The sequence below is a fragment of the uncultured Oxalicibacterium sp. genome (assembly GCF_913776015.1).
Taxonomy (GTDB): domain Bacteria; phylum Pseudomonadota; class Gammaproteobacteria; order Burkholderiales; family Burkholderiaceae_D; genus Oxalicibacterium.
Window position 1 is genome coordinate 1 of the sequence record NZ_CAJYMD010000064.1, and the last position, 25786, is coordinate 25786.

The window sequence follows — 25786 nt, forward strand, 5'->3', positions numbered from 1 at the left end:
GCGCCGCTGCCGATCCAGACGTTGTCGCCGATGACGATGGGTTTGGCGGCTTCCAGTCTTTTCCAGCGTAGTTCCGGTTCGACCGGATGCGTCGGTGTCAGCAGTTGTACGTTGGTGCCGATCTTGACGTTGCGGCCAATGGTGATGGGGGCGACGTCAAGCGCGACGAGGCCGTAGTTGACGAAAGTGTCGTCACCGATGTGGATGAAGCGGCCGTAGTCGATGTAGAGCGGCGGGCGAATGTTGACGTTGGTGCCGATGCTGCCGAGCAGTTTTTCCAATACCTTGTTACCGGCTTCGATACTGACGGCGTATTGCGTGTCGAACTCGCGCATCAACAGATAGGCGCGTCGCTGTTCGGCAGCCAGTTCTTCATCGTCGGCGGTGTATAGATCGCCGGACTGCATTCTTTCCAGTTGGCTGCGGGTATCGGTGGGGTTGTCGTGCGACATGCGTTTCTCCTTATCGATGGTGGTTATCGATAAGGACGCATTTTCGATAGATGGTTCCTTGACGTTGGCGGCATCCCGGCCCCGGCCGCTCAGCTCGCGAGTTTCATGAGCACGATGCCGCAGACGATGAAGGCGGCAGCCATGATGCGCATGAGGCTGGCGCTTTCTCCCAATACCAGAATACCGACCGTGAATGCGCCGACGGCACCGATACCGGTCCAGACGGCGTAGGCCGTACCCATCGGCAGGTGGCGCATGGCGGCGGCAAGCAGGCCGAAGCTGGCGGTCATGAGAACGAGGGTGACGATGCTGGGGGCGAGTCGTGAAAAACCTTCCGACTGCTTCATGGAATAAACCCAGCCAATTTCAAGTAAACCGGCGATGACGAGATAGATCCAGGCCATGATGACACTCCTTGAAAAGAGGCGGGTCGTCCCGGATATAGTCAAACAAGGCGGGGTCGTCCCCGTCGCCCCAAATTATAGCAATCTCACCAAAACAGTGCATTTGTCGACGGGGAAACCCCGCTAGATGAACGACTGGCGGCACGGTTGTCCAACCCGAACAGCTCATCCATAACAATAGGAGAACACCATGAACCAGCAGGACCGCGAGGCAATCGATGCCGTGTTTCAACGCGTGGCAGAGGTGGAACGTCAAGGCGCACCGCGCGACGCCGAAGCCGAACGCGTAATTGCCGAACATCTGCGCGCCAATCCGGCAGCGGCCTACTATCTGGCGCAGACCGTGATCGTGCAGGAGCAGGCGTTGAAGAATGTGCGGCAGGATCAAGCTGCCACGTCGCCCAAGGACGAGGAACTGTCGGCCGCCGGTACGCCGTTGCGCAGCAGCAATACGGCAACCAATCCACCGTCTAGCGCGACAGGAAGCGGATTCGGCAATGAAGGGTTCGGGCGCACTGCGCCTGCCACGCCTAACTACGCGCCACAGCAACCGGCTGGCGCCAGCCAGTTTGGCAACAGTGCCGGCGGCGGTTTCCTGGCGGGTGCGGCACAAACCGCGCTTGGCGTTACCGGCGGCGTACTGTTGGGTTCCATGCTAGGCAATATGTTCGGTGCCAACAATGCACATGCCGCCGACGCGGCCGGCAAGGATGCCAAAACCGAGAGTACTTCCGATCAAAGCGGCGCCGGTGCTGATTCGACGGCGGCAAGTACGGAGCGAGCCGATGACGGTGGGTTTGGTAGCTGGTTTGGCGGCGGAGATGATGGCGGTGGGTTTGACGACATATAAAAGATACGTCCTCGTTCTAGGAGCGGCCTGCGGGCCGCTTTTTTCTTGTGGGTTGTTTATCGGCAATTACGGTTTGCACGGCACACGATCTACGCCATATCGTTGTTCGTGTGCGAATGCAGTGCGGATAATCAAGCGCTGGCTGTGCCCGCAGAGTAAACTGCGGGGTATGGCTCGCATTCGCGGGCTGCTTCTTTTGGTGATTCCACATGTCTGCATCTTCCTCCCCCCTGTTTTCCGATCTTCACTTGAGCGAGCCTTTGCTGCGCGAACTGGGGGAGTTGGGTTACGAACGTCCGTCGCCGATTCAGGCAGCGACCATCCCCCTTTTACTGCAAAACCGTGATGTGCTCGGTCAGGCACAAACCGGCACCGGCAAGACGGCGGCGTTTGCCTTGCCGATTCTGGCGCGTCTGGATATGCGCCAGACCGCGCCTCAGGCACTGGTGCTGGCACCGACGCGCGAACTCGCAATTCAGGTGGCCGAAGCGTTCCAGACCTATGCGCATTACCTGCCGGGTTTCCATGTATTGCCGATCTACGGTGGCCAGAGCTACGGTGTACAGCTCAGCGCCCTGCGTCGTGGCGTACACGTGGTGGTCGGTACGCCCGGCCGTGTGATCGACCATATCGAAAAAGGCTCGCTCGATCTATCGAAACTGAAAACGCTGGTGCTCGACGAAGCCGATGAAATGTTGCGCATGGGCTTTATCGACGATGTGGAAACGATTCTGCAAAGTACGCCGGCAGAACGCCAGACGGCGCTGTTCTCGGCGACGATGCCGTCGGCCATCAAGCGCATTGCCACCACTTATCTGCGCGACCCTGAACTGGTGACCGTCGAAGCGAAAACCGGCACGGCGGAAAACATCCGCCAGCGCTACTGGCTGGTCAGCGGCATGCACAAGCTCGATGCACTGACCCGCATCCTAGAAGCGGAGCCGTTCGACGGCATGATCATCTTCGCGCGCACCAAGATCGGTACCGAAGAGCTCGCCGAAAAATTGCAGGCGCGCGGCTTTTCGGCCACCGCCATCAATGGCGACATGCAGCAGCAACAGCGCGAACGCACGATCCAGCAGCTCAAGGATGGCAAGATCGACATTCTGGTGGCGACCGATGTGGCGGCACGCGGGCTGGATGTGGAACGCATCAGCCACGTCATCAACTACGATGTGCCTTACGATCCGGAAAGTTACACGCACCGCATTGGTCGTACTGGCCGTGCCGGCCGCAGCGGTGAAGCCATCCTCTTCATCGCCCCACGCGAACGCAATCTGCTCAAGATGATCGAGCGCGCCACGCGCCAGCCGGTATCGCCACTGACGTTGCCAAGCGTGCAGGATGTGAATGATGTGCGTATCGCACGATTCAAGCAGCAGATTACTGACACTATCGCGGCTGGCGAACTGGAGTTGTTCCAGTCGCTGGTCGAGGATTACGAGCGCGAACACAACGTGCCGGCCAGCGAGATTGCCGCTGCGCTCGCAAAGATCGCGCGTGGCGACGTACCGCTGCTGATCGATAAGAAAAGTGAAACGCGCGAACGTGCCCCCATGACAGAACGTGCTGCACCCGCCGCACGCTTCGAGCGTGAACGTGGTGAGCGTCCCGAGCGTTTTGAACGCACCGAACGATTTGAGCGTCCGGAACGATTCGATCGGACAGAGCGCGCAGAGCGTCCGGCCATGCCGCGCAAGGAACGCATCGAGCGTGCGCCGGATGAAGGCATGGAAACCTTCCGTATCGAAGTCGGCCACAACCACGGCGTCAAGCCTGGCAACATTGTCGGTGCGATCGCGAATGAGGCGCAAATGGATGCCAAGCATATCGGCCGCATCGAGATTTATGAGGACTACAGCACGCTTGATCTGCCGCAGAACATGCCCGATGACTTGCTCGCTCATCTGAAGAAAGTATGGGTCGCCGGCCAGCAACTGCAGATCACGCGCGAGGGTACAGCGCCTGCAGCAGCCAAGCCAAGGCAAGCGGAGCGCGGGTCTGCGCCGTCACTGGATCGCCTGAGCCGCGAAATGCGCGAAGAACATGCGCCGCGCAAGCGCGACCGCAATATGTCGGAATCGGATATCGATGAGGCTGAAGAGACGCAGACGGCCAAGCAACGCGACACACGCAAGAAAAGCAGCGGTCCGTCCATGGATGGCTACCGCATCGAAGTCGGTCATCAGCATCGCGTGAAGCCCGCCAACATCGTCGGTGCGCTTGCCAATGAAGTTGGTCTGGAGGCGAAGCACATCGGCCGTATCGAAATCTTCGACGATTACAGTCTGCTTGATCTGCCACAAGGCATGCCGCCCGAGGTATTCCGTCAGTTGCAGGATGTCGTGGTGTCAGGCCAGAAGTTGCGCCTTAGCCGTTCCGAAACCCGCCCTCAGGAAGTGACGCCGCCCAAGAGTACAACGCGTGTGAGAGACAACGCAGATGGTGCACGTGGCAAGGCTGACAAGTACGACAAGCGCAAACCGGCCCCGCGCGGCCGCAAGTGAGTCGGAAAATAACACCGTAGATAAGCTGTAAATAAAAATGGTGCCTGTCAGACAGGTACCATTTTTTTTACGATAGCGATCAGTTCGTCGAACTGGAAGGGTTTCTTCAGGAATTGATTGACCGTGATGCTCGACAGATCGTGGCGATCGGGTGCGGCGCTCATCAGGATGAAGGGTAACGCCGCCAGCCGAGGAGATTGCTGCACGTGGCGACGGAAGGTGACGCCATCCATGATCGGCATCATGCAGTCGGAAATAATCAGATCGGGTGTGCGGTCGTCCAGTAATGCCAATGCATCGCGGCCGTTGGACGCAGCGATGACATCGTACCCATGCACCTCAAACAGCATGCTGAAGGTATCGATGATGTCGATCTCGTCGTCAACGATCAGGATGAGTTTCATCAGCTAGACCGCAGTTTCTTCTTGATTTCTGAAATATAGCCATCCACCGACACGCCCTGATCGGAAATGATCATCAGGTGGTTCGCATTGTCATAGCCGTTTTCACGCAGTTTCATGACAGAAATCTGGCGATAGTGCACATCGTTGTGCTCGACGAATTCGAGCAGCATGATGTTTTCATAGAGCGCCGATGCCGACGAGTTGTTGCGGCAACTGGTTTCCTTGAAGTAGGGTAGTTGCTCGGTGACGAACGTGGTGACGTCGAGAATGCGCAATTCGTTGAGCAGCGCAACCAGGAATGCCGGTGTACGTTCGGTATGCATCGCAATGTGCCGCAGGCCTTCCACGCCATCGATGAAGAGGCGTTTCACGCCGCGCTGACGTACCGTTTCCAGGATGCGACCGGCGAGTTCATCGAGCAATACTTCAAGCGGTAACTGCCACATGATGTCGAGCTGACCGCGCGCCGCAGGGCTGGCGAGATCAATCCCGATCCGACGGGCTTTTTCGATCAGTCGCTGTGGCGATTCGTAGAAGCCGACAATCAAGCCCGGTTCGCCGTTCTTCAAACCCTGATCAATGAAATGCAGGCCCATCGAGGTTTTCCCCACGCCCGGGCTGCCTAGCAAGTTGGTGACCGACGCGCGCACGATGCCGCCGCCAATAGCGCGATCCCAGCTGGGAATGCCGGTTCCGATATATTCGCTGGAAGCCGGTGGTGGCGCATTGCGATGGCCGACAATCGTTTCCAGACGCGGATACATGACGATGCCCTCGGTGCAGACTTCGAAGGCATGCTTGCCCAGCAGGTGATTTGCACCGCGCATCTTGAATACCTTGATCTCTCGCACCAGTCGCATGCCTTGTTCATGCTGGCTCAATTCGATCAAGCCGTCGACCAACGTGTTTTCCGAATCCGGCACATTGCCTTCGATCGGCGACAGCAGGAAGGTCGTGCAACCCATCGATGCCACGAGCGAATTGAGCGAATGCATGAATTCGGACAGATCCAGATCGGACGGACTCGAATTGCGAATCGAGCGGAAACCGTCGACGATCAGGATGTCGGGTTTCTGTTCCGATAGGGAGCCCGTAATCAGTTTGAGCAATTCGCGCAGGCCACCCTTGGCCAGACTGGGATAGGCGCCATGAAACAGGATGCGATTGCCAATCAGCGACTCGTCGTAAAAACCGAAGTTGCTGAAGTGATTGATCATCTTCGCATGTGATTCTGCAATCAGCGTGAGGATCAGCACTTTCTCACCAGCCTTCGCATGGGCAAAACCCATCTGACAGGCGAGCGTGGTCTTGCCGCTTCCCGCCAGCCCCTGAATCAAATAGAGGCTGTGCATGGGAAGGCCGCCGCCAAGAATTTCGTCAAAACCGGCGATGCCGGTCTTCATCAGACGAATGCGGTTGGGGGTCTGTCGATCGCCGATCGTCATCTCGGCGGCGTCACGGGGTTTGTTTTCGTTGGCCATAAGTACCTGGGCGTGAAGAGCACTGATGAATTACGGATATCGGTGGAAAAAATGCAAGGTATGCAACATAGCACACTGCGGCATGCATCGCACTCTTCAGGCGGGGCAGGCGCCGCATGGCGACTGAGCGAATTTCAGCTTTTCTCACAGCATTTTTACCGGTATGCCTACATCTTTTCCCGATCTGGCATGCGAGCATGTGCAAATGGGGAAGAGGGCGCATGAAAACAGTATTGATTGTCGATGACGAGCGGGATGCGGTAGACGTGCTGAGCCTCATGCTGGAAATGAGCGGCTTCGCCGTCATGGTCGCGTACGACGGGACCCAGGCAATTGCGTGTCTTGAGCAACGGCGCCCTGATTTGATTCTTTCCGATTTCATGATGCCTGGTATGGATGGTGTTGCTTTATGCCGCCGACTCAAGGGCGACCGCGCAACGGCCGATATCCCCTTCATCCTCATGACGGCGGCAGTCAACGTGCCTACCGATGCTCCGATAGACCGCATGATCACCAAGCCGGTGGAGCTTGCCAAACTGCTGGACACATTTACCGCTGTCTCCCGCCAAACGAACCATTCGCCAGTGCGAGTGGTTCGTTAATCTGCAACCGTTCAGCTAGTCGCCAGCGTGCCCAGCATACGCTTGTAATCCTTGCGATACTGCGCCGCCAAACGCGTTTTCTGGGTATCGCTCAAGATCTTGCCCGATACCTGAAAGAACTTTTTCTCCTCTTCTTTCAGGTGGTGATGTACGAGTTTGGAGAGAGCCTTGGCCTGCGTCAGCCATGCGTCACCCGATGGATCGAGCTTTTCCAGATCCTCGACTGCTTCATCGATCTTGTGGTGTTCGGACAAGGCGTGGCGTGAAGGATCGAGCCCCATATCGTCCATCAGCATTGGTACATAAAGGAAGCGCTCTTCGGCCGCGGCGTGTGCGGCCAGTTCATCGGCCAATTCCTTGCACAACATTTTGCGCGTGTCGCCCTTTGGGGAGGCGCGCAACATCTTGCGGCACAAGGTACGTTGAACTTCATGGCTGGCGCGCAGGGCGTCGTAAATATTCTCTGGCATGGCTTGTCCTCGCTAAGCAAACGGCTACCTGACAGAGAGGTAGCGATGCCAGCATCCTAGCGAGGGATGTGAGATATATCGGTGCTATTTCGCACATTCGGCGAAGGCTAAACAGGCCGAAATGTAGTGCCAGTGCGGGTTGCCGGAGCGAGAAGAGGGGGACAGTTACACTCTGTGCAGGCAATCCCTCCGAAGCATGCGTCACCGGCGAATCAGGGATTTTTCTTTTGGCTCTGGACTGCCCGTAATACCGTTTGCACACTATTCAACAATTCTCCCTTCGTCATGTCGGCTTCCACGTGAATGCCGTAATGCGCGCCTTCCTCCAGGTGCTGTGGCAGGGCGGCTTCATCCTGATCTTCGCGTACTGTGATCGAACTGCGGATGGCGTATTCAAGTGCTTGCAGATGGTCAATGCGATAGCGGGCGAGGTCGGTAATGCTGGCGTGTCCCACGATAGTCTCCTGTTACGAAAGCTGTTTGAAAGAGAATGCGCCGGCTATTTTTCAGGCGGGCGGTTGATTGTCCAACGATCCAGCATGGCGTGGAAGCTGGCCGCATTAAAGGGCTTGGAAAGATAATCGTCCATCCCGGCATCCAGGCAACGTTGACGGTCACCCTCAATGGCGCTCGCGGTTAGCGCGATGATGGGTGTGCGCGGCAAGCCGTCGGCTTCTTCCTGCTGACGCCATAGTCGTGTGGCTTCATAACCATCCATGGTCGGCATCATGCAATCCATCAATACCAGATCGAAGCGCTCGCGTTGCAACGCCTGGAGCGCTTGCTGCCCATTTTCCACTTCTTCGATCATATGGCCTTTTTTGGAGATCAGCAGTCGTGCCAGTTGCATATTGATCGGGGTATCTTCCGCAACCAAAATGCGCTGCGGACGACTTGCCGCCGCCTCCACAATAAGCGATGGCGCCGCTTGGGCAGGTTCTGCCTCGGGCTCACGTGTTGTGGATGCACTTGTGGCGGCCATCCGGGCACTCGGGATTTCGAAAGAGAAGGTCGTGCCCTTGCCGGGTTCACTCTCGCACCAGATGCGTCCGCCCATCAATTCCGCAAGCCGCTTGCAGATCGAGAGCCCCAGACCAGTGCCGCCGTACTTGCGACTGATGGACGTGTCAGCCTGCGTGAAGGGTTGGAACAGGCTGGATACGATAGTTGGATCGATACCGATTCCGGTGTCTTTTACGTCGAACCACAGCAAGCCGTAGTCGGCGCCTTTCCGTCCTTGGCGAAAGCCGTAACGCACGGTGACGCTGCCAGACTCCGTGAACTTGATGGCGTTGTTGAGCAGATTGCCCAGTATCTGGCGCACATGGGCGGCGTCGCCCGTAGTGAGGGCCGGTAAGTCGACATCGGGCGCGACTTCCAGTGCGAGCCCTTTCTTTGCAGCGGTGGCGCGATGCAGAGTGACGACATCGTCGACCAGGTCAGTTGGCGAGAATGAGGTGATCTCGATCTGCATGCGGCCAGACTCGATTTTCGAAAAATCCAGTACTTCATTAATGATGCGCATGAGATCGGCGGCACTGCCATGAATGCTTTGCGCATACGTGCGTTGCGTGGCATCCAGAGGCGTGTCCAGCATCAATTCGGAAATGCCGAGAATGCCATTCATGGGCGTGCGGATTTCGTGGCTGACCATGGCCAGAAAGTTGGATTTCGCCTCGCTGGCTTTGTCTGCCTGTAACTTGAGTGCGGCGATCGTTTGTGCATGGCGTTCCCGGCGCTTGAGTACGGACAACACGAGCCAGAGTGCGACGACGATGGAAATCAGACCAATGAAAGCAATCAGGCCCAACAGACGAATCGTGCGTAGCCAGTCTGCGAGAAAGCCATGTTCGGAGATGCCGACTTCCAGATGCAAAGGCGCGTCGCGTATCGTCGTATTGGTCGCCAACATCGGGGCGGCGTCCAGCAGACTACCGTTGGAAACACGGAGGGGAACCTTGGTGCCGATTTCGCCCGGTTGCAACGGCCATGCGCTGATCAGCCGGCCGCTACCGGTTGTCAGCGACATCGAAACATGTTTCTCGAGTCCGATGGTCTTGAAGAAATCGATGAAGAAATCACAGGCGACCGCGGTGACCACCATGCCAATAAAGTTACCGTTACTATCGTTGAGTCGTCTTGATACGTAGAAGGTCCACGCATCATTGGCCCGATTACGCACGGGTTCACTGTAAAACAGGGTGCCATCGTTGTTGACACGATGATGCAGAAAATAGTCTCGATCCCCGACCCACGATACGGGTGCCGGAAAGCCGCGGCTGGAAACGACGTTGTCGCCATTTGCATCAAAAATCGAGATCGCTGCGACCTGGCGTAGTCCGCCGATCTTGTCCTTCAACATTTGTGAAGTGGCGCTCGACGTGAAGGTGCGATGCAGCGCATCGATACTGCGGATGTCTGCCGCATCGACCGTCTGCGCAATGTCATTGGTGACGAGCTGTGTCGATGCCATTGCCTGTGCCGTGCTCTCGGCAATCACCAGCGAGAGCTGGTCGATGTCTTCCTGCCAGTCGTCGAGCGCCCACTGATAAAGTGCCCAGCCTGCCAAGAAGGTGGATGCGAACAGCATGCTGATCAGTCCGATGCCGATCAGCACGACGGTGCGCGACGCCTTGGGGTACGTTGCATCGCATGGCGTATCGTCGTTCAGCGCGACGGTATCTGTCATGACTGTTTTCCTTGCAGCGTGTAATGACGAATGTGATCGCGCACTTCTTGCTGCACTTGCTGTATCTGTTCCGGCAGGTTTTTTATCAGGTCGCCGTAACCGTTGGCGATACCTTGATGTGCGCGTATCTCGATTTCCTGCAGGCAGTTGGCCAGCGCTTTTGCGCCGACCAGGGCCAGTGTGTTCTTGAGAGTATGACTCTCCAGTGCAATCTCCGCAGGCTGACTTGCAGCGACAGCGGCCTGTAATCGATCCAGCATGGGCGGTGTGATGTCGAGGAACGTGTTGGAAAGAGAGATAAAGGCGTCGATATCCTGATCAAGCGCATGCAGGAGGACACGGGGATCAGTATGTTGGGATGTTGGCGTCATCATGATGGCCTCGGCAAGAAAGAGAACTGCTTAAGCTTTTTGGAGCGGCAGGACGAAGCTGAAGGTGCTGCCTTGATCTGGCGTCGATTGCACGGAAATACGACCGTTCATCAGTTCGATGAGCAAGGTGGCGATTGTCAGCCCAAGGCCGGCACCATCATTGCGGCGTGCTGGCGAATCATCGACCTGCGAGAATTTTTCGAATATTCGTTTTTGTGCCGCAAAGGGAATGCCGCGTCCGGTGTCAATAATATGAAAGGCCAATTCATCGTTTTGCCATTCAAGACGCAGCGTGATACTGCCGTGATCGGTAAAACGGATCGCATTGTCGAGCAGTTTGTCGAGAATCTGTATCAGCTTGGCGCGATCACAATGTACAACGGCAGGAACGTTTTCCCGAATGTCGGCCGAGAGTTTGAGGTGCTTGTCGATCGCGGCAGCGCTGTGGCGGCTGATGGCGCTCATGACGATATCGGCGATTTTCTCGTCGCTGAGTTGAATTCTGGCTTCTCCCGACCGCAGCATGCTCACTTCGAGTAGCGAGTCGACCATGCGCAAGAGTCGCTGACCGCTTTGATGAATTGCCTTGGCGAATAGTCCGTGGCGCGTATCGGCGAAATCTTCCATCAAGGTTTCGGAGTACCCGAGAATGCCGCCTAGCGGCGTCCGGAACTCATGCGACATATTCGAAAGAAAGTGCCGCTTTGCGCGCAGCGCGACGAGCGCATCCTGCCGACTGGCCATCAATCGACCGATTAGAAGGATGAGCCCGATAGTAGCCAGTACGATGACGATCGTCGCCAAGCCCGACAGTAGCATTGACTGGGCACGAATCTGCGAATAAGACTGGAGCCGCTCCTCCAGATCGATGCCGACCACGACGTAAAGCGGATATTGCTGGAGTTTTTCGAAGGCGTACAAGCGGTCGCGGCCATCGACCACGCTTTGTGTGCGTATCAACCCGTGCGCATTGTTCTGCGCCGCCTTGAAGACGGGGCTTTGGGATACATCCTGTCCGAAGGACACATCCTGATCCGGATTGTCATGATTGCCGACCTGCCGCACGCGAATGACGCCGTCCATGCCGATCAGAGAAATCGATCCCTGTTGGCCTATGTCGATTTCCTTGTAGACCTCCATGAAGTATTGCGGATTCATAGAGGCGACCACGACGCCCTTGAATGAGCCATCCGGATAGCTGATGCGACGCGTCATTTGCAGCGACCATTTCTTGGAAACGCGCCCCAAAACCGGTTTGCTGATGAACAGGCCGACTTTGTCGGATTCCATATGCACGCGAATGTGTTCGCGATCGGCGAGATTGACGGGTGTGAACGGCTGGCTGGAAAAGACCACGTCGCCCTTGCGGTCCGTGATGGTGAACAGGTTATAGATGCCATCAGGCGTCAGGCCGTCCTGCAGGTCGCGCATGACATCCAGATTCATGCCGGCAGTATTGAAGCGATGGCGCAAATACACGGTCGCCTGATCGGCTGATTCGATCGTGCGCGTGGCGTGCTCCTTGAACAGGCGGGCAAAACTCACGGCATCGCGTTCGGCATGCCGCATTTCATCCTGTTCTGCATGACGAAGTTGTTGCAGCGTCAATACCCAGAGGCCGGCAATCAGGCTCGCCGCGAAGGCGACAAGAAACAGGCGGGTATCGACTTCCTGGATACGCCCCAGCCATCGTTGCCACGCCGCGCGGACGCCCGTTTCTTCGGGATGGTCGCTGGTTGTGGACGCTTGCATGATCGCGGTGGCCGGATGACGGCTTGGCCGTTAACTACGTGCCTGACGGGCTTTCTGTGCGCAGCAGGCGCGCAGATAACCGCACAGTTCGTCGTAATTGACGGGTTTGCGAAAGAACACGACGCCTTCCGGAATGCCGCCGCGCGCTTCCAGGTCCTTTTCCGAGAGGCTGGAAAGAATCGCGATATTCACATCGGCCAGGGCCGGATAACCGAGGATGGTATTGATGACTTCGTAACCATCCAGTCCTTCCATGACGATGTCTGCCAAGACGATGTCCGGTTTGTGGGTGGCGATCTCGACCAATGCCTGATAGCCGTTTTCGCAAAAGGTCGTGGTTGCCGGCAAATCCCAGGAAGCGATCTTCTTGGCATAAATGTCGCGCTGCATCTGGTTGTCTTCCACTACCAGAATCGCGGTTTTGCGATGCGCTGATTGTCTTTCGGCCTGGCTGGCACCCGCTGCCGGCGTGGCTCTATAAGCCTGTACCGCTTCCAGCGGAATCCGGCGATGGCCGCCTTTGGTTTTCCACGCCTCGATCACCCCCGATTCCACCAGTTGTTGTACCGACGTGACGGAAATGCCGAGCAACTGAGCGGCTTCCTGCGTTGTGCATACCTCTGCTGTGCTTCTCATAGTGCGCCTTTTTCATGGGTTGATTGAATTCTAGCGCAAAAAATAGAATTGGGAAATTTAATATTTAATTTGTTTAAATCGTTAAAATCATTTATTGTGGTGAAAATTCGAGCCAAGTTGTGTGTCTTCAGAATGCTTGATTCGACGTGCGATGGATAGGTGAATCCATCGACGGTGCGTGCCCGGTTACGTACGCGCATAACAAGGGGAGAGACCTCATGAATGTTCTGATCGTTGATGATGATCGCACCAATCTCGCACTGTTTTCACATCTCTTGGAAGGAATTCCCGAGGCGACGCTGATCGAGGAGTCCGATCCTGAAAAGGCGCTGGACTGGTGCGCCTCGCATCAGGTCGACGTATTGCTGCTTGATTACATGATGCCGAAGATGGATGGACTGAATTTTCTGCAGCAGTTTCGCCAACTGTATGGCGATGATCATGTGCCTGTGATCATGGTGACCGCCGATGCGCAACTGACAGTCCGGCACGAGGCGCTCCTGCTGAGTGCCAATGATTTCATGACCAAACCGGTGAACAAGCTCGAACTGCGGGCGCGCGTCGCCAACATGCTGGCCTTGCGTCGCTCGCAGCGCCAGCAGGCCGAGCGCGCCGATGCCCTTATGCACGACGTTGCAATAGCCTCGGAAGAGGCGCGGACGCTGGCGCAAGAGCTGGTCACGCGGCTGACTGCCGCCGCCGGTTACCGCGACCCGGAAACAGGGGCGCACTTGCAGCGTATGGCGCACTACGCCCGTTTGATTGCCCGCAATCTCGGGCTTTCGGAAGAGGAGCAGGATCTGATTTTTCGGGCGGCTCCACTGCACGATGTTGGCAAGATCGGGATTCCGGATCACATCCTTCATAAGCCGGGCAAGTTGACGGATGAGGAAATGGCGATCATGCGTACCCATCCGGTTATTGGCGCTGCCTTGCTCAAGGATGCGCGCTCGCCATTGATGCAGCGAGCCGCACAAATCGCATTGTCGCATCACGAAAAATTTGACGGTACAGGGTATCCGGCCGGACTGAAGGGCGAAGACATTCCTCTGGGCGGACGCATTGTTGCGGTAGCGGATGTATTTGATGCGCTGACATCAATCCGGCCCTATAAGCCCGCCTGGAGTCAGGAGCAGGCACTGGAATGGATGCAGCAGGGTGCCGGGACACATTTCGATCCTGCGTGCGTGGCGGCATTCAAGCGCGACTTGGTGGCTGTGCGCTATATCCGGGATGCGCATCTGGATTAATGGGCCAAGGTTGAGGTGGATACGGCCAAAATTAATAAAAACGTCAAATATTGTTATATTCATTTAAATTGGTATTTTTATTGCGTAGGATGACGTACACATATCGTATTGAGGCTGTTTGATCAGTTGTGCGAGACATGAGAGACAAAAATGAAGAATCTAAAAATCAGTATTCGACTGGCAATGTGTTTTGCTGTTCTGATTGCGGCGATGTGCCTCATCGCTGCGATTGGCATCCGAGATTTGTTGACGATGTCGGACATCAACGAAGAGATCGTCAGTGACCGCTATCACAAGGTAGCAATGACGTCGCAGATCAGCGATCAAGTCAATACCACGGCGCGTGCACTGCGTAGCGCGATGTTGGCGCGCAATGTTGCAGAAGCGGACCGCTTCCTGGCTGAGGCGGAGCACAGTTCGCAAAAGGTTTCCGAGTATCTAACCGAATTGGAAAAGATTGTGCATTCGGCTGGCGGTGTGGCTGCGATGCAGCGACTGAAAGAGGCGCGGTCGGACTACGGGCCGCGCCGACAGCACTTGATGGAGTTGATTCACCAGCAAAAGAAATCCGAAGCCACGGACTATCTCTTTTCTGAAGTGGTGCCAGCGCAGGACAAGTACTTTACTGCTTTCAAAAACATGGTCGATTATCAGGCCATGCTGATGGACCAGAGCGTGGAAAAGGGGCGACATGCTTCCCGCTCTTCGATCAATCTGATGTTGGCCTTATCCGGTCTTGCCGTTTTGTTTGCCGTCGGATGCGCCTTCATCATCACACGGTCCATTACACGGCCGCTCAACGATGCCGTCAGGATTGCCAGTGCCGTGGCTGCGGGCAATCTCACTGTTCGCATCCACAATACGTCCAGGGATGAGACGGGCAGTTTGCTCACGGCCTTGAAAGCGATGAGCGACAACCTTCATCGTATTGTCAGTGAAGTCCGTATCAGTACCGACACCATCAATACCGCATCTGGCGAGATTGCCAGCGGTAATTTGGACCTGTCCTCCCGTACCGAGCAGCAGGCGGGCGCGCTGGAAGAGACTGCTTCGGCAATGGAGGAGTTGACTTCAACGGTCAAACAGAATGCCGACAACGCCGCGCAGGCCAATACGCTCGCAATGTCTGCCTCGGAAGTTGCTGGGCGTGGCGGTGAGGTGGTGGGGCAGGTGGTGAACACCATGACGGAAATCAACGATGCCTCGCGGCGCATCGTCGACATTATTGCAGTGATCGATGGCATCGCTTTCCAAACCAATATCCTCGCTCTCAATGCTGCTGTCGAAGCGGCGCGCGCCGGCGAACAAGGGCGTGGCTTCGCTGTGGTCGCCTCCGAGGTGCGCAATCTCGCGCAGCGCAGCGCGGCCGCAGCCAAGGAAATCAAGAGCCTGATTGATGCGTCGGTCGACAAGGTAGACAACGGCAGCCGCCTGGTTGCAGAGGCGGGCGTCACCATGCAGGACGTCGTGGCGAGCGTCAAGCGCGTGACGGATGTCGTCGCAGAAATCACGGCGGCGAGTCGGGAGCAGAGCGAAGGCATCGAACAAATTAATCTGGCCATCACGCAAATGGATGAAACCACGCAGCAGAACGCGGCCTTGGTCGAACAAGCTGCGGCGGCGGCCCAATCCCTGCAGGAGCAGGCGGATCGCCTGACGCAGACTGTCGGCGTTTTCCAACTGGATGCTCAGGCGACAACGCACGTATCGCCGGGAGCTTCCTCCGTTAGGACGGCTGTTGCTGCGGCACGACGCAAACCGGTTGCTTCCCGACCCACTACCCAGTCCCCACCTGCGGTTCCCCGCGTGCCACGCAACATGGCTGTTGCCGGTGCAAGTCTTGATGGCGAGTGGGAACAATTCTAGGTATTGTGCAAGACAGGGCCCGCAGAGGTCCGACACCGATAAACGATTCATTTTCGTGAGAGACGCTTCATGGATACCTTCCAGAAAGAAGTTGATGAAAGAACCAATCTGACCAGCAGCAACAAGTTCGAGCTTTTGCTGTTCCGCTTGGGTAGTCCGGATCTTGCCAACGACGCACCGCCGGAACTGTTTGGCATCAACGTCTTCAAGATTCGCGAGATCGTTCCGATGATGCCGATCACGGTTGCCGCCGGCACGGTGTCGCCGATGTTGGGCATGATCAGCATTCGAGGGCAGATCATTCCCGTGATTGATCTGCCTGCGGTAGCAGGATGCAAGCCGAAGTCAGGCCTCAACATCCTGCTTATCACCGAATTCGCACGGCACACGCAGGCGTTTGCGGTCGAATCTGTCGAGGAAATCGTGCGGCTCGACTGGTCGCAGGTGTTGTCTGCCGAATCCCGGGCGGGCGGTAATCTGGTTACCAGCATTGCGCGGCTCGACGACAAGGCGGAAGGCGGCAAACTCGTACAAGTGCTCGATGTGGAACAGATTCTGAGTATGGTTACGCCAGTTGCGCCAACGCTGGAAGATGATGTCATCAAGACTTGTGCTGCCACGCTCAAGCCTGGGACCGTGGTGCTGGCTGCCGACGATTCCAAGGTCGCGCGCATGCTGATTCAGAACAGTCTCGAAGAACTGGGCATTCCTTACGTCATGAGTAACAGCGGTCGTGAAGCGTGGGAGCGCCTGCAATCGCTAGCGCAGGAAGCCGAGCAAGAGGGAAAACATATCGCGGACAAGGTTGCCTTGATGTTGACCGATCTGGAGATGCCGGAGATGGATGGTTTCACGCTCACCCGCAACATCAAGAGCGATAGCCGCTTCAGTCGCATTCCGGTCGTGATTCATTCTTCGTTGTCGGGATCGGCAAACGAAGATCATGTGCGCAGTGTGGGGGCAGATGGATATGTCGCCAAATTCGCACCAGCCGAGCTGGCCAAAACCATTCATCAAGTGCTGGGTCGCACACCGGCTTCGCTTCCCTGACACCTGTGCTTCGACTGGTAGTAGCAGGTGGTTTGCCATTCCGCTCGCAAGAGCAGAATGGCTTTTTTATTGCCGGCTGTCTTATTCGACCGTGACCGATTTGGCCAGATTGCGCGGCTTGTCCACATCCGTACCGCGCGCTAGTGCCGTGTGATACGCCAGCAATTGCAACGGCACCACATGCAGGATCGGCGACAGCAAGCCGTAGTGTTCCGGCATGCGGATCACATGCACGCCTTCGCTGGTCGTGATGCGCGAATCACCGTCGGCAAAAACATAAAGTTCGCCGCCGCGTGCCCGGACTTCCTGCATGTTGGACTTGAGCTTTTCGATCATCGAGTCGGCAGGCGCGACGGTGACGACCGGCATTTCTTCCGTCACCAGTGCCAGCGGGCCATGCTTGAGTTCGCCAGCCGGGTAGGCTTCGGCGTGTATGTATGAAATTTCCTTGAGCTTGAGCGCGCCTTCGAGGGCAATCGGATAGTGCAGGCCGCGACCGAGAAAGAGCGCGTTTTCCTTGCGGGCGAAGGCTTCGGCCCAGGCGATGATTTGCGGTTCCAGCGCCAGGACGGCGGAAATCGCCGCCGGCAGGTGACGCATGTCCTTGAGGAAGCCGACTTCCTTTTCTTCCGACAAGCGACCTTTTACTTGCGCCAGCGTCAACGTCAGCAGGAACAGGGCGGCCAGTTGCGTGGTGAATGCCTTGGTTGAGGCAACGCCGACTTCGACGCCCGCGCGCGTGATGTAGGCTAGCGCGCATTCGCGCACCATCGCACTTGTGGCGGCATTGCAGATCGTCAGCGTGTTGAGCATGCCTTGCGATTGCGCATGCCGCAACGCAGCCAGCGTGTCGGCGGTTTCACCGCTTTGCGAGATGGTGACGACCAGCGCATTCGGATTCGGCACGCTGTCCCGATAGCGATATTCGCTGGCGATTTCGACATCGACGCGTACACCGGCAATCGCTTCGATCCAGTATTTGGCCGTCATGCCTGAGTAATAGCTGGTGCCGCAGGCGAGGATCAACACTGAATCGATCTTCTTGAAAATGCCGTATGCCTTGTCGCCGAAAATGTCGGGCGTGATGCTTTCGACGCCTTCGAGCGTGTCGGCGATCGCGCGCGGCTGCTCGAAAATTTCTTTCTGCATGTAATGGCGGTACGGGCCGAGTTCGACCGCGCCGGTATGCGCGTGCACGGTTTTCACTTCGCGTTCGACCTGTTTGCCATTCGCGTCCACAATCCAGATGCGCTGCATTTGCAGATCGACGACATCGCCTTCTTCCAGGTAGATGATCTGGTTGGTGGTGCCGGCCAGCGCTAGCGCATCCGACGCGAGGAAGTTTTCGCCATTGCCGATGCCGACGATCAACGGCGAACCGCGACGTGCGCCAACGACGCGGTGCGGTTCGTCGCGTGCGAACACGGCAATCGCGAATGCGCCGGTCAGACGCTTCGTCGCCAGTTGCACGGTGTCGAACAGATCGCCGGTGTACAGATGATCGACCAGATGGGCGATGACTTCAGTATCGGTCTGGCTTTCGAATTCGTAGCCGGCAGCGCGCAGTTCGTCGCGCAACTCGTCATGGTTTTCGATGATGCCGTTATGCACGAGCGCAATGCGGCCACGCGAAAAATGCGGATGCGCATTATGCGAAGCCGGCGCACCGTGGGTGGCCCAACGCGTGTGGGCAATGCCGGTAAAACCTTCGAGGTGGGCTTCGGCGACCTGTTTTTCCAGTTCGGCCACCCGTGCCGTACTGCGTGAGCGTTCGAGCTTGCCATCCACGTGCAAGGCAACGCCGCAGGAATCGTAGCCGCGGTATTCGAGGCGTTTGAGGCCCTCAACAAGAATGGGAGTGATGTTGCGTTGCGCGACTGCGCCGACGATACCGCACATGGTGGGCCTTTTGTAGCGTTGCTAATGAAGCCGTCATCCTATTCCACTTATTGTGGAATAAGTTTTCAAATAATTTTAATTTATGAATTAATATTGCATTACTGTTTAGATGTGAAATAAAAATTCATTTAAGTGATAAAAATGGATGAATCTGTTGATGAATTGAATTTGCTGGACGATCTCGATCGCCGCATCCTCAATGTCTTGCAAATGGATGCGGCGCAGACCAATGCCGATCTGGCGCAGGCGGTGCATGCCTCAGCACCCACTTGCCTGCGACGTGTCAAGCGGTTGGTCGAGCTCGGCGTGATTGAAAAGCAGGTGGCGATCGTCGCGCCGCAAAAAGTCGGTGCGCGTTTGACGGCGATTGTCGAAATCACGCTCGACAACCAGGCCGCCGAACGACAAACCGAATTCGAAAAACTGGTCGCCGATGAGCCTGCCGTGCTGCAGTGCTATCGTGTCTCGCCGGGGCCGGATTTTGTGTTGATGGTGCAAGTGGCAGATATGCCTGCTTACAACGCGCTGGTGCATCGGCTGTTTGCGGCACATGCGAATGTGCGCAATGTGAAGAGTTTCTTTTCCATTCACCGCAGCAAGTTCGAGACGCGGATTGCGGTTTGATGTTCAACGTCCAGCCGTCTATGTCACGTTTTTCCATCCTGTCGGATGGCGTTAAAACATCTCCAGAAAAGCCTGTGCCGCTGCAGACAGCCGCTGATTCTTGAGCCAGATGATGGCGACATCGGATTCCAGCGTGCAGTCGCTGATCTCCATCGTGTGCAGTTGCGGGCCGGATTTGAGTGCGGCGGCCGAGCGCGGCACGATGGCCGCACCCAGTCCCAGTTCGACCAGCGTCAGCAAGGCCATGACGTTGTCGCTTTCGCAGAACACGGTCGGTTCGACATCTGCGGCACGCAAGGCATCCCACACCATGTCGTGCCAGAAGATGCCTTGCTGGCGCTGCATCAACAAGAGCGGTTGCAGTGCCAGTTCGCGCAAGGCGATGTGCGTAGGCCGGGCGCTTTCAGTCGTTGCGCGCACTACGGCGACCCACGGTTCCGTGACCATTGGCTTGATGGCGTACAAGGTGTCGTCAACGGGCAGGCGCACGATGCCGACTTCGATGACATGGGCGTTCAACAGCTCCAGCACGCGGAAGGTGTTGCCTTCGCGCCACTGAAAAGTGACTTCCGGGTAGCTTGCATGGAATGCTGCGATGCGTGGTGGCATGGTCAAGTGGCCGATGCCCGGCGGACTGCCGATGCCGAGGGTGCCGCGCATGCCCTGGTCGAGTTCCCGAATCTCTTTGGCAGTCGTGCTGACGAGGCCGAGAATCTGCTCGGCGCGCTGATAAAGCGCATGGCCGGCTTCGGTCAGCCGTAGCCGCTTGTTGTTGCGCTCGATTAGTTGCGTGCCAAGTTCTTCTTCCAGCATCTTCAACTGCAGGCTCAGTGGCGGTTGTGCCATGTGCAGACGACGTGCAGCGCGGCTGATCTGACCTTCCTCGACGATTGCCATGAAGTAGCGTAGCTGGCGCAAATCCATGCAGGACTCCTGTAATGAGTTTCCATCATACTTTCTAAGTATGGGCTTCAGATAAATATAGTATTTTTCTTATGAATTGACGTTCACTAGACTGGCTCTACTTTCAACAAGAGGGGCAGCACGATGTTGCAACGTTCAACGGTCTGGATCATGGCGCTGACAGGTGGGCTGGTCGTCGCCAACAATTACTACAACCAGCCCTTGCTGGTCGAATTTGCCCATACTTTTGGCGTGACGGAAAAGGCGGTTGGACCAGTAGCAGCGCTGACGCAGTTCGGTTATGCCTTCGGCATGCTGGTATTTTTGCCGCTGAGCGACATGTTCGAGCGCAAACGCATGATCCGGCTGCTGATCCTTGCCGCCATCTGCGCGCTGGTGGCGACGGCGCTGTCGCCTTCGATTCATTGGTTGATCGTGGCGGGTTTCGTGGTGGGATTTACCTGCGTGGTGCCGCAACTGGTGACGCCGTTTGCTGCCCAACTGGCCGATCCCAAGGAGCGCGGCAGTGTCGTCGGCATCGTCATGGGCGGTTTGCTGACGGGGATTCTGCTGTCGCGCACGATTGCCGGATTCGTCGGCGCGCATCTGGGCTGGCAAGCGATGTACTGGATCGCCGCCGGCATAATGGTAGTGCTGTACTTCGTGCTTGGCCGTACGCTGCCGCAAGGTCCACCGACGTTCAAGGGCAGTTATGTTGCGTTGATGCGTTCGCTGCACGAATTGATTCGTACGCAGCCTGTTCTGCGCGAAACGTCGCTGGTGGCAGCTTTGCAATTTGCAGCCTTCAGCGCCTTCTGGACCACGCTGGTGTTCCATCTGCACAATCTGCCGTCGCAGTACGGTAGCGATGTCGCTGGCGCGTTTGGTCTGGTCGGTGTGCTGGGGGCGCTGATGGCCCCGTATGCGGGTAAGTTATCGGACCGTACCAGTCCGCGCCTGACCGTCATGCTCAGTAGTATTGCTTTCGTGATCGCCTATATTGCTTTCGGGTTCATCGGTTACGGCTTGCTCGGCATTGCCGTGGGGGTGGTGATTCTGGATCTTGGTATGCAGTCGGGCCACGTTTCCAACATGACGCGCAACTTTGCATTGAACAAAGAGGCGCTTGGCCGTTTGAATACGGTGTACAACGTCACGCGTTTTCTTGGCGGAGGACTGGGATCGGTTGCCGGCAACCTGGCCTGGGTACATTGGCAGTGGCCCGGCGTCTGCATCATGGGCGGCGTGCTGAGCCTGCTGGCGATCGGTGTGCAACTGTATTACGGACGTCGCTATGTGCCACAACCGCAATCTGCATAAGTGCACGGCAAGCTTGGTCTCGCTGACGTTGATGCGATACTGATTCAATAAAAAAACGGGCCATTAAGGCCCGTTTTTCATAATGTTTTGCGCATTTATTTCTTTTGCTTGACCGGCCGTTGCCAGCTATCCACTGTGACCTGCTTGGCACGTGAAACCGTCAGTTTGTCGGCCGGAGCATCCTTGGTCAGCGTCGTGCCGGCCCCCAGCGTTGCACCCTTGCCGACGCGGATCGGCGCGATCAGTTGTGTCGCACTGCCGACGAACACATCGTCTTCAATGATCGTGCGGGACTTGTTGACGCCATCGTAGTTGCAGGTAATGGTGCCGGCGCCGAGATTGACGCGCGAACCGACCGTCGAATCGCCGACATAGGTCAGGTGATTGGCCTTGCTGTGCGCAGCAATCTCGCTGTTTTTCACTTCGACGAAATTGCCGATGTGAACGTCTTCTGCTAGCACGGTACCGGGACGCAGGCGTGCAAATGGGCCGATGATGCACTCCGGCCCGACATCGGCATTCTCGAAATGCGAGTAAGGGCGAACGTGCGCTTGCGCACCGATGCGGGATGCACTGATCACACAATATGCATCGATACGCACGCCATCTGCCAGTACGACATCGCCTTCGAACACGCAGCCGACATCGATACTGACATCGCGTCCGCAGGTCAGCGTGCCTCGAATATCGATGCGGGCTGGATCCGCCAGTGTCACGCCTTGTTCCAGCAGGCGATGTGCGAGATTGCGTTGATGCACGCGTTCCAGTTCGGCCAGTTGCACCTTGCTGTTGACGCCGTGGGTTTCCCAAACATGGTCAGGCTGTGCCGACACGACAGGCACGCCATCGGCGACGGCAGCAGCGACGATATCGGTCAGGTAGTACTCGCCTTGCGCATTGTTGTTGGACAGCTTGGAAAGCCATTTCTTCAGCGCTGGCGTTGGCGCAACCATGATGCCGGTATTGACCTCGCGGATGTTTTTTTCGGTTTCGCTGGCATCTTTCTGTTCGACGATGCGGCAGATGTCGCCGGTGTGGTTATCGCCTGCACGCACGATGCGCCCGTAGCCGGTTGGGTCGTCGAGGTTGACGGTGAGGATGCCCAACTTTTCAGCACCAGCCGTGTCCAACAGACGTTGCAGCGACGTGGCCGTGGTTAGTGGTACATCGCCGTAGAGAATCAAGGTCGGTACGCTGTCATCCAGTTGCGGCACGGCTTGGGCGACGGCGTGGCCAGTACCGAGTTGCGGTTCCTGCTTGGCGAAGGCGAGGTCGTTTGCTTGCATCGCTTGCGGCACCTGATCGCCGCCGTGGCCGTAGATCACGCACAAACGCGTGGGCGATAACTGGCGAGCGGTCTCGATGACATGAGCAAGTAGGGGTTTGCCGGCGAGAGGATGCAGGACTTTGGGTAGCGCCGATTGCATGCGTTTTCCCATGCCGGCGGCGAGGATGACGATATTCATAAAAGGCCAATGAAGAGAATGCAAAATACTATCACGCGCCCTATCACGCACGAACGCGGCTTTTCGTGGCGGCTGCTCATTCTGGCGGCTTGTGTCGTATTGCTGAGTGCTTGCAGTGCAGCGCGACTCGGCTTCAATAATGGTGCCACCGTGACCTACTGGTGGCTCGACAGCTATATCGATTTCGAGGGCGAGCAAAAGCCCTGGGTCAAGCGCCATATCGATGATTTGTTCTCCTGGCAGCGCAGCACACAATTACGCGGTTATGTCGATCTGGCTTCGCGAATTCAACGGCGTGATCTATCGGCGGTGACTGCCGAGCAATTACTGGCCGATTTCGAAGATGGCAAGAAACGCGTGCAGACCTTTAGCGAGCGTGCTGCGCCCGAGTTGGCCGATCTGGCCTTGTCGCTGAATGCGGAACAGATTGCCAACATCGAAGAAAAGCTCGACAAGAACAATGCCAAGTTCCGCAAGGAATACCTGAGCGGCAGTCGTGAGCAGCGTCAAGAATTCCGTTTCAAGAAGATGATGAAGCAGGCCGAATACTGGTTCGGTCGTTTCAGTCGCGAGCAAGAAGCGGAGCTGCGTCTGTTGTCGGATGCCCGTCCGCTCGATAACGAATTGGTCTTTGAGGTGCGCGAGAAGCGGCAAGAAGCGTTGATCGCACTCCTTCAGAAAATCCATGCCGAAAAGCCATCCAAGGAAGAAACCATACGACGCATCAATGCCTATGCGCGCGCGACCAGCGAATACTTCGGTGTGCAGCGCCATCGACAGTTCTACGAGGCGACAACCAAGGCCAATGCTGCGCTTGTCGCCGCGATGATGCGTATGGCTACCCCGCAGCAGCAGTCGCATTTCGTCAACGTAGTGCAGGACTGGATTACCGATTTCAATCGGCTGTCGGCCAAGGCTGCTTCCTAAGTGGCAACGACGGACGTCGCTCTTTGCTGCTCAACGCGTTGTCAGGGTGTGCGAAAGCATTTGTTGCAGTGCGCACCTCGCCTGATCAACGGCGGTCGATACGGCATCGGGACCGAATGCCAGTCCTTGCAACAGCGTGAAATGCACGTTCCGAATGCCGATGGATGCCAGCGCATAGCGCAGATAGGGCGTCAGAAAATCTTCTTGTCTGGCACGCTCGCCCGTGTGACAGCCTCCTGAGCTGACAAGTACGAACGTCGGCCTGTCCTGTATCACCCCTACTTTGCCTTCTGGCGTCGGCTTGAAGCTGCGATGTATCCGAATGACATAATCAAGCCATAGCTTCAACGCAGCGGGTACCGTGAAATTGTGCATGGGGGTGACGATAAACAGCATGTCATGCTGTTCCAGTTCCGTAATCAAACATTCCGACCATGCCAGTTCACTCGCATCGTGCGCAGCGTTACTCGTGATGGCCAGCGCGTAATCGCGCCCGATTGGTGGAATCGGTGTGCGGATCAGATCGCGCTCGGTAATGTGCGTATCCGGAATGCCGGCGCTGGCGATGACGTTCCTGGCTAGCTGGTAGCCATGGCTGGCATCGCCGTGAGGTCCGCTGTTCAATAACAAGAGGCTTGTCATGCATGATCCGATCAAAGTGGCTCGACGAAGTGCATACCTCGTGCAAGCAATGCCTGGCGAAAATAAAAACGTTGCGCGAGCGCCATGTGCAGGCCGGTATCGAGCACCAGATGTTTGCACTGTAGCGCAACGGCCTGTTGCCTGACCGCCTGCAGCAATTTCTCGCCGATTCCCCGACGCTGATGCGCGACTTCGATCACCAGATCATCGACATACACGAAACGGTCATACAGCAGATTATCTTGCAGCCGGTAGCCGGCAAGCCCGACGATCTCATGACCTAGCCAAGCGCCCAGCAACCGATAGCCTTGGGTGCGCTGGTGCGCCAGCCGCACGATGTAGGCGGCGGGATCGGTCAAGTGTGGGCGCAACTGCTGCATGATAGCGAACGAGGCATGGAGATCGACATCGCTGTCGACAGGCCGGAGATTTATGGGTGACATACGCACCCTCTCATCCAGCACAGTGTCTTAGTCAGCATTGTCATGAGAGAACGTTTGATACGGTTGCGCATGGCTTACTCTGGCATTTTGCGGAACGCAATCGCAAAGCGATTCCACATGTTGATGGCGCTTACCAAAGCGGTAAGTTCGACGAGTTCCTCATCGGTAAAGTGCGGACGTACTGCATCCCAGACCGCATCCGGTACGTGATTCTGCGAAACGAGCGTTAGCGATTCGGTCCATTCCAATGCGGCACGCTCACGTTCGCTGAAAAACGGGGTTTCGCGCCAAGCTGCGACGGTGGCCAGGCGGCGTGCGGATTCGCCTGCGTTGGTAGCTTCCGTTACGTGCATGTCGAGGCAAAATGCACAGCCGTTGATTTGCGAGGCACGCAGCCGGACCAGCTCTTTCAGCAGAATGTCCAATTTGCCTTTGGCAATCTGGTTTTCGACAGCCAGCATGACCTTGGTGATGGCAGGATGCGCGTTGTAGAAGTCGAGACGGGTTTGCATGTGAATCTCCTTGGGCAAGTGGTGAATGGAAAAGAAGTGGCGTTGCATTGATCCGTAGTATGCGAAGATCTTGGTCGAGTCAGAAGAGCCAAGAAATGCAAAAAGGACTAGGCCATGAAAAAGGCAGCTACCGGTAAAGCCACGACCTCGGTGCTTGCTCTGCAAGTCGATCGCGCATTGAGTGCACCGATGTACCTGCAGATTTGTAAGCGATTCAAGACAGCGATCGAGCAGGGGCATCTGCGTGCCGGCGAGCGCGTACCGGC

Annotated in this window: 25 protein-coding genes; 9 read left to right on the top strand and 16 right to left on the bottom strand. The window is 56.7% G+C overall.

The window, feature by feature from the left end; translation table 11 throughout:
* A partial coding sequence (locus tag QZ725_RS10760; RefSeq protein ID WP_293779373.1) for a sugar O-acetyltransferase occupies nucleotides 1-452 on the bottom strand: 452 nt, incomplete at its 3' end.
* A gap of 89 nt (nucleotides 453-541) precedes the next feature.
* Entirely contained in the window at nucleotides 542-856 is a 315-nt protein-coding gene (gene sugE, locus QZ725_RS10765) for a quaternary ammonium compound efflux SMR transporter SugE (protein ID WP_293779375.1), read from the bottom strand.
* Nucleotides 857-1046: 190 nt separating this feature from the next.
* Here sugE and QZ725_RS10770 point away from each other — a divergent pair, with 190 nt between their 5' ends.
* Together QZ725_RS10770 and QZ725_RS10775 are read left to right on the top strand one after the other, a co-directional pair.
* Nucleotides 1047-1706 (top strand): DUF2076 family protein, encoded by a 660-nt coding sequence (locus tag QZ725_RS10770; protein ID WP_293779377.1) that lies wholly within the window; start codon nucleotides 1047-1049, stop codon nucleotides 1704-1706.
* Between the two features lie 209 nt (nucleotides 1707-1915).
* Entirely contained in the window at nucleotides 1916-4213 is a 2298-nt protein-coding gene (locus QZ725_RS10775) for a DEAD/DEAH box helicase (protein ID WP_293779379.1), read from the top strand.
* Nucleotides 4214-4260: 47 nt separating this feature from the next.
* Here QZ725_RS10775 and QZ725_RS10780 read toward each other — a convergent pair whose 3' ends face one another.
* Both QZ725_RS10780 and QZ725_RS10785 read right to left on the bottom strand, forming a co-directional pair.
* Nucleotides 4261-4617 carry a response regulator gene (locus QZ725_RS10780; RefSeq protein ID WP_293779381.1) on the bottom strand — a complete coding sequence of 119 codons (357 nt, stop codon included), beginning with the start codon at nucleotides 4615-4617 and terminating at the stop codon, nucleotides 4261-4263.
* A complete protein-coding gene (locus QZ725_RS10785; RefSeq protein ID WP_293779383.1) occupies nucleotides 4617-6098 on the bottom strand; it encodes an ATPase domain-containing protein in 1482 nt (493 codons plus the stop codon). The genes QZ725_RS10780 and QZ725_RS10785 overlap by 1 nt, the downstream gene beginning before the upstream one ends.
* Nucleotides 6099-6319: 221 nt before the next feature.
* On the opposite strand from QZ725_RS10785, the gene QZ725_RS10790 reads away from it, so the two are divergent.
* Entirely contained in the window at nucleotides 6320-6700 is a 381-nt protein-coding gene (locus QZ725_RS10790; RefSeq protein WP_293779385.1) for a response regulator, read from the top strand.
* An 11-nt stretch (nucleotides 6701-6711) separates the two neighbouring features.
* Here the strand turns inward: QZ725_RS10790 and QZ725_RS10795 are convergent, their stop codons facing one another.
* From QZ725_RS10795 to QZ725_RS10820, 6 genes are all read right to left on the bottom strand, one after another.
* A complete protein-coding gene (locus QZ725_RS10795; protein WP_293779387.1) occupies nucleotides 6712-7170 on the bottom strand; it encodes a hemerythrin domain-containing protein in 459 nt (152 codons plus the stop codon).
* 212 nt (nucleotides 7171-7382) lie between these two features.
* A complete protein-coding gene (locus tag QZ725_RS10800) occupies nucleotides 7383-7625 on the bottom strand; it encodes a hypothetical protein (RefSeq protein ID WP_293779389.1) in 243 nt (80 codons plus the stop codon).
* Nucleotides 7626-7669: 44 nt separating this feature from the next.
* Nucleotides 7670-9859, bottom strand: coding sequence for an ATP-binding protein (locus QZ725_RS10805; RefSeq protein WP_293779391.1), 2190 nt, complete (start codon nucleotides 9857-9859; stop codon nucleotides 7670-7672).
* Nucleotides 9856-10233 carry an Hpt domain-containing protein gene (locus tag QZ725_RS10810; protein ID WP_293779393.1) on the bottom strand — a complete coding sequence of 126 codons (378 nt, stop codon included), beginning with the start codon at nucleotides 10231-10233 and terminating at the stop codon, nucleotides 9856-9858. The genes QZ725_RS10805 and QZ725_RS10810 overlap by 4 nt, the downstream gene beginning before the upstream one ends.
* Nucleotides 10234-10260: 27 nt before the next feature.
* Nucleotides 10261-11982, bottom strand: coding sequence for an ATP-binding protein (locus QZ725_RS10815; protein ID WP_293779395.1), 1722 nt, complete (start codon nucleotides 11980-11982; stop codon nucleotides 10261-10263).
* A gap of 30 nt (nucleotides 11983-12012) precedes the next feature.
* Nucleotides 12013-12618: an excisionase family DNA-binding protein gene (locus QZ725_RS10820; protein ID WP_293779397.1), complete on the bottom strand. Its 606-nt coding sequence runs from the start codon at nucleotides 12616-12618 to the stop codon at nucleotides 12013-12015.
* A 218-nt stretch (nucleotides 12619-12836) separates the two neighbouring features.
* On the opposite strand from QZ725_RS10820, the gene QZ725_RS10825 reads away from it, so the two are divergent.
* The 3 genes from QZ725_RS10825 to QZ725_RS10835 all read left to right on the top strand — a co-directional run bounded on the left by QZ725_RS10825 (nucleotide 12837) and on the right by QZ725_RS10835 (nucleotide 16784).
* The gene (locus QZ725_RS10825) at nucleotides 12837-13868 is read left to right on the top strand and encodes an HD domain-containing phosphohydrolase (RefSeq protein ID WP_293779399.1); all 1032 of its coding nucleotides are present in this window, start codon (nucleotides 12837-12839) and stop codon (nucleotides 13866-13868) included.
* 150 nt (nucleotides 13869-14018) lie between these two features.
* Nucleotides 14019-15734 carry a methyl-accepting chemotaxis protein gene (locus QZ725_RS10830; RefSeq protein WP_293779401.1) on the top strand — a complete coding sequence of 572 codons (1716 nt, stop codon included), beginning with the start codon at nucleotides 14019-14021 and terminating at the stop codon, nucleotides 15732-15734.
* Between the two features lie 69 nt (nucleotides 15735-15803).
* A complete protein-coding gene (locus QZ725_RS10835) occupies nucleotides 15804-16784 on the top strand; it encodes a chemotaxis protein (protein ID WP_293779403.1) in 981 nt (326 codons plus the stop codon).
* A gap of 81 nt (nucleotides 16785-16865) precedes the next feature.
* On the opposite strand, the gene glmS is transcribed toward QZ725_RS10835, so the two are convergent.
* Nucleotides 16866-18683: a glutamine--fructose-6-phosphate transaminase (isomerizing) gene (gene glmS, locus QZ725_RS10840; protein ID WP_293779404.1), complete on the bottom strand. Its 1818-nt coding sequence runs from the start codon at nucleotides 18681-18683 to the stop codon at nucleotides 16866-16868.
* A gap of 141 nt (nucleotides 18684-18824) precedes the next feature.
* Between glmS and QZ725_RS10845 the strand changes: the two genes are divergently transcribed.
* A complete protein-coding gene (locus QZ725_RS10845; protein WP_293779405.1) occupies nucleotides 18825-19307 on the top strand; it encodes an Lrp/AsnC family transcriptional regulator in 483 nt (160 codons plus the stop codon).
* A gap of 51 nt (nucleotides 19308-19358) precedes the next feature.
* On the opposite strand, the gene QZ725_RS10850 is transcribed toward QZ725_RS10845, so the two are convergent.
* Nucleotides 19359-20231 (bottom strand): LysR family transcriptional regulator, encoded by an 873-nt coding sequence (locus tag QZ725_RS10850; RefSeq protein ID WP_293779407.1) that lies wholly within the window; start codon nucleotides 20229-20231, stop codon nucleotides 19359-19361.
* 123 nt (nucleotides 20232-20354) lie between these two features.
* Between QZ725_RS10850 and QZ725_RS10855 the strand changes: the two genes are divergently transcribed.
* Nucleotides 20355-21530 carry an MFS transporter gene (locus QZ725_RS10855; RefSeq protein ID WP_293779409.1) on the top strand — a complete coding sequence of 392 codons (1176 nt, stop codon included), beginning with the start codon at nucleotides 20355-20357 and terminating at the stop codon, nucleotides 21528-21530.
* Between the two features lie 95 nt (nucleotides 21531-21625).
* On the opposite strand, the gene glmU is transcribed toward QZ725_RS10855, so the two are convergent.
* Nucleotides 21626-22996, bottom strand: coding sequence for a bifunctional UDP-N-acetylglucosamine diphosphorylase/glucosamine-1-phosphate N-acetyltransferase GlmU (gene glmU, locus QZ725_RS10860; RefSeq protein WP_293779411.1), 1371 nt, complete (start codon nucleotides 22994-22996; stop codon nucleotides 21626-21628).
* Nucleotides 22997-23014: 18 nt separating this feature from the next.
* Here glmU and QZ725_RS10865 point away from each other — a divergent pair, with 18 nt between their 5' ends.
* On the top strand, nucleotides 23015-23923 hold the full coding sequence (locus QZ725_RS10865; protein WP_293779413.1) for a DUF6279 family lipoprotein: 909 nt from the start codon (nucleotides 23015-23017) through the stop codon (nucleotides 23921-23923).
* A gap of 30 nt (nucleotides 23924-23953) precedes the next feature.
* Here the strand turns inward: QZ725_RS10865 and QZ725_RS10870 are convergent, their stop codons facing one another.
* The 3 genes from QZ725_RS10870 to QZ725_RS10880 form a co-directional block, all read right to left on the bottom strand.
* Nucleotides 23954-24565, bottom strand: coding sequence for an NAD(P)H-dependent oxidoreductase (locus QZ725_RS10870; RefSeq protein WP_293779415.1), 612 nt, complete (start codon nucleotides 24563-24565; stop codon nucleotides 23954-23956).
* A gap of 11 nt (nucleotides 24566-24576) precedes the next feature.
* A complete protein-coding gene (locus tag QZ725_RS10875; RefSeq protein WP_366774143.1) occupies nucleotides 24577-24924 on the bottom strand; it encodes a GNAT family N-acetyltransferase in 348 nt (115 codons plus the stop codon).
* Between the two features lie 158 nt (nucleotides 24925-25082).
* Nucleotides 25083-25520, bottom strand: coding sequence for a carboxymuconolactone decarboxylase family protein (locus QZ725_RS10880; RefSeq protein ID WP_293779418.1), 438 nt, complete (start codon nucleotides 25518-25520; stop codon nucleotides 25083-25085).
* Between the last annotated feature and the right edge of the window lie 266 nt (nucleotides 25521-25786).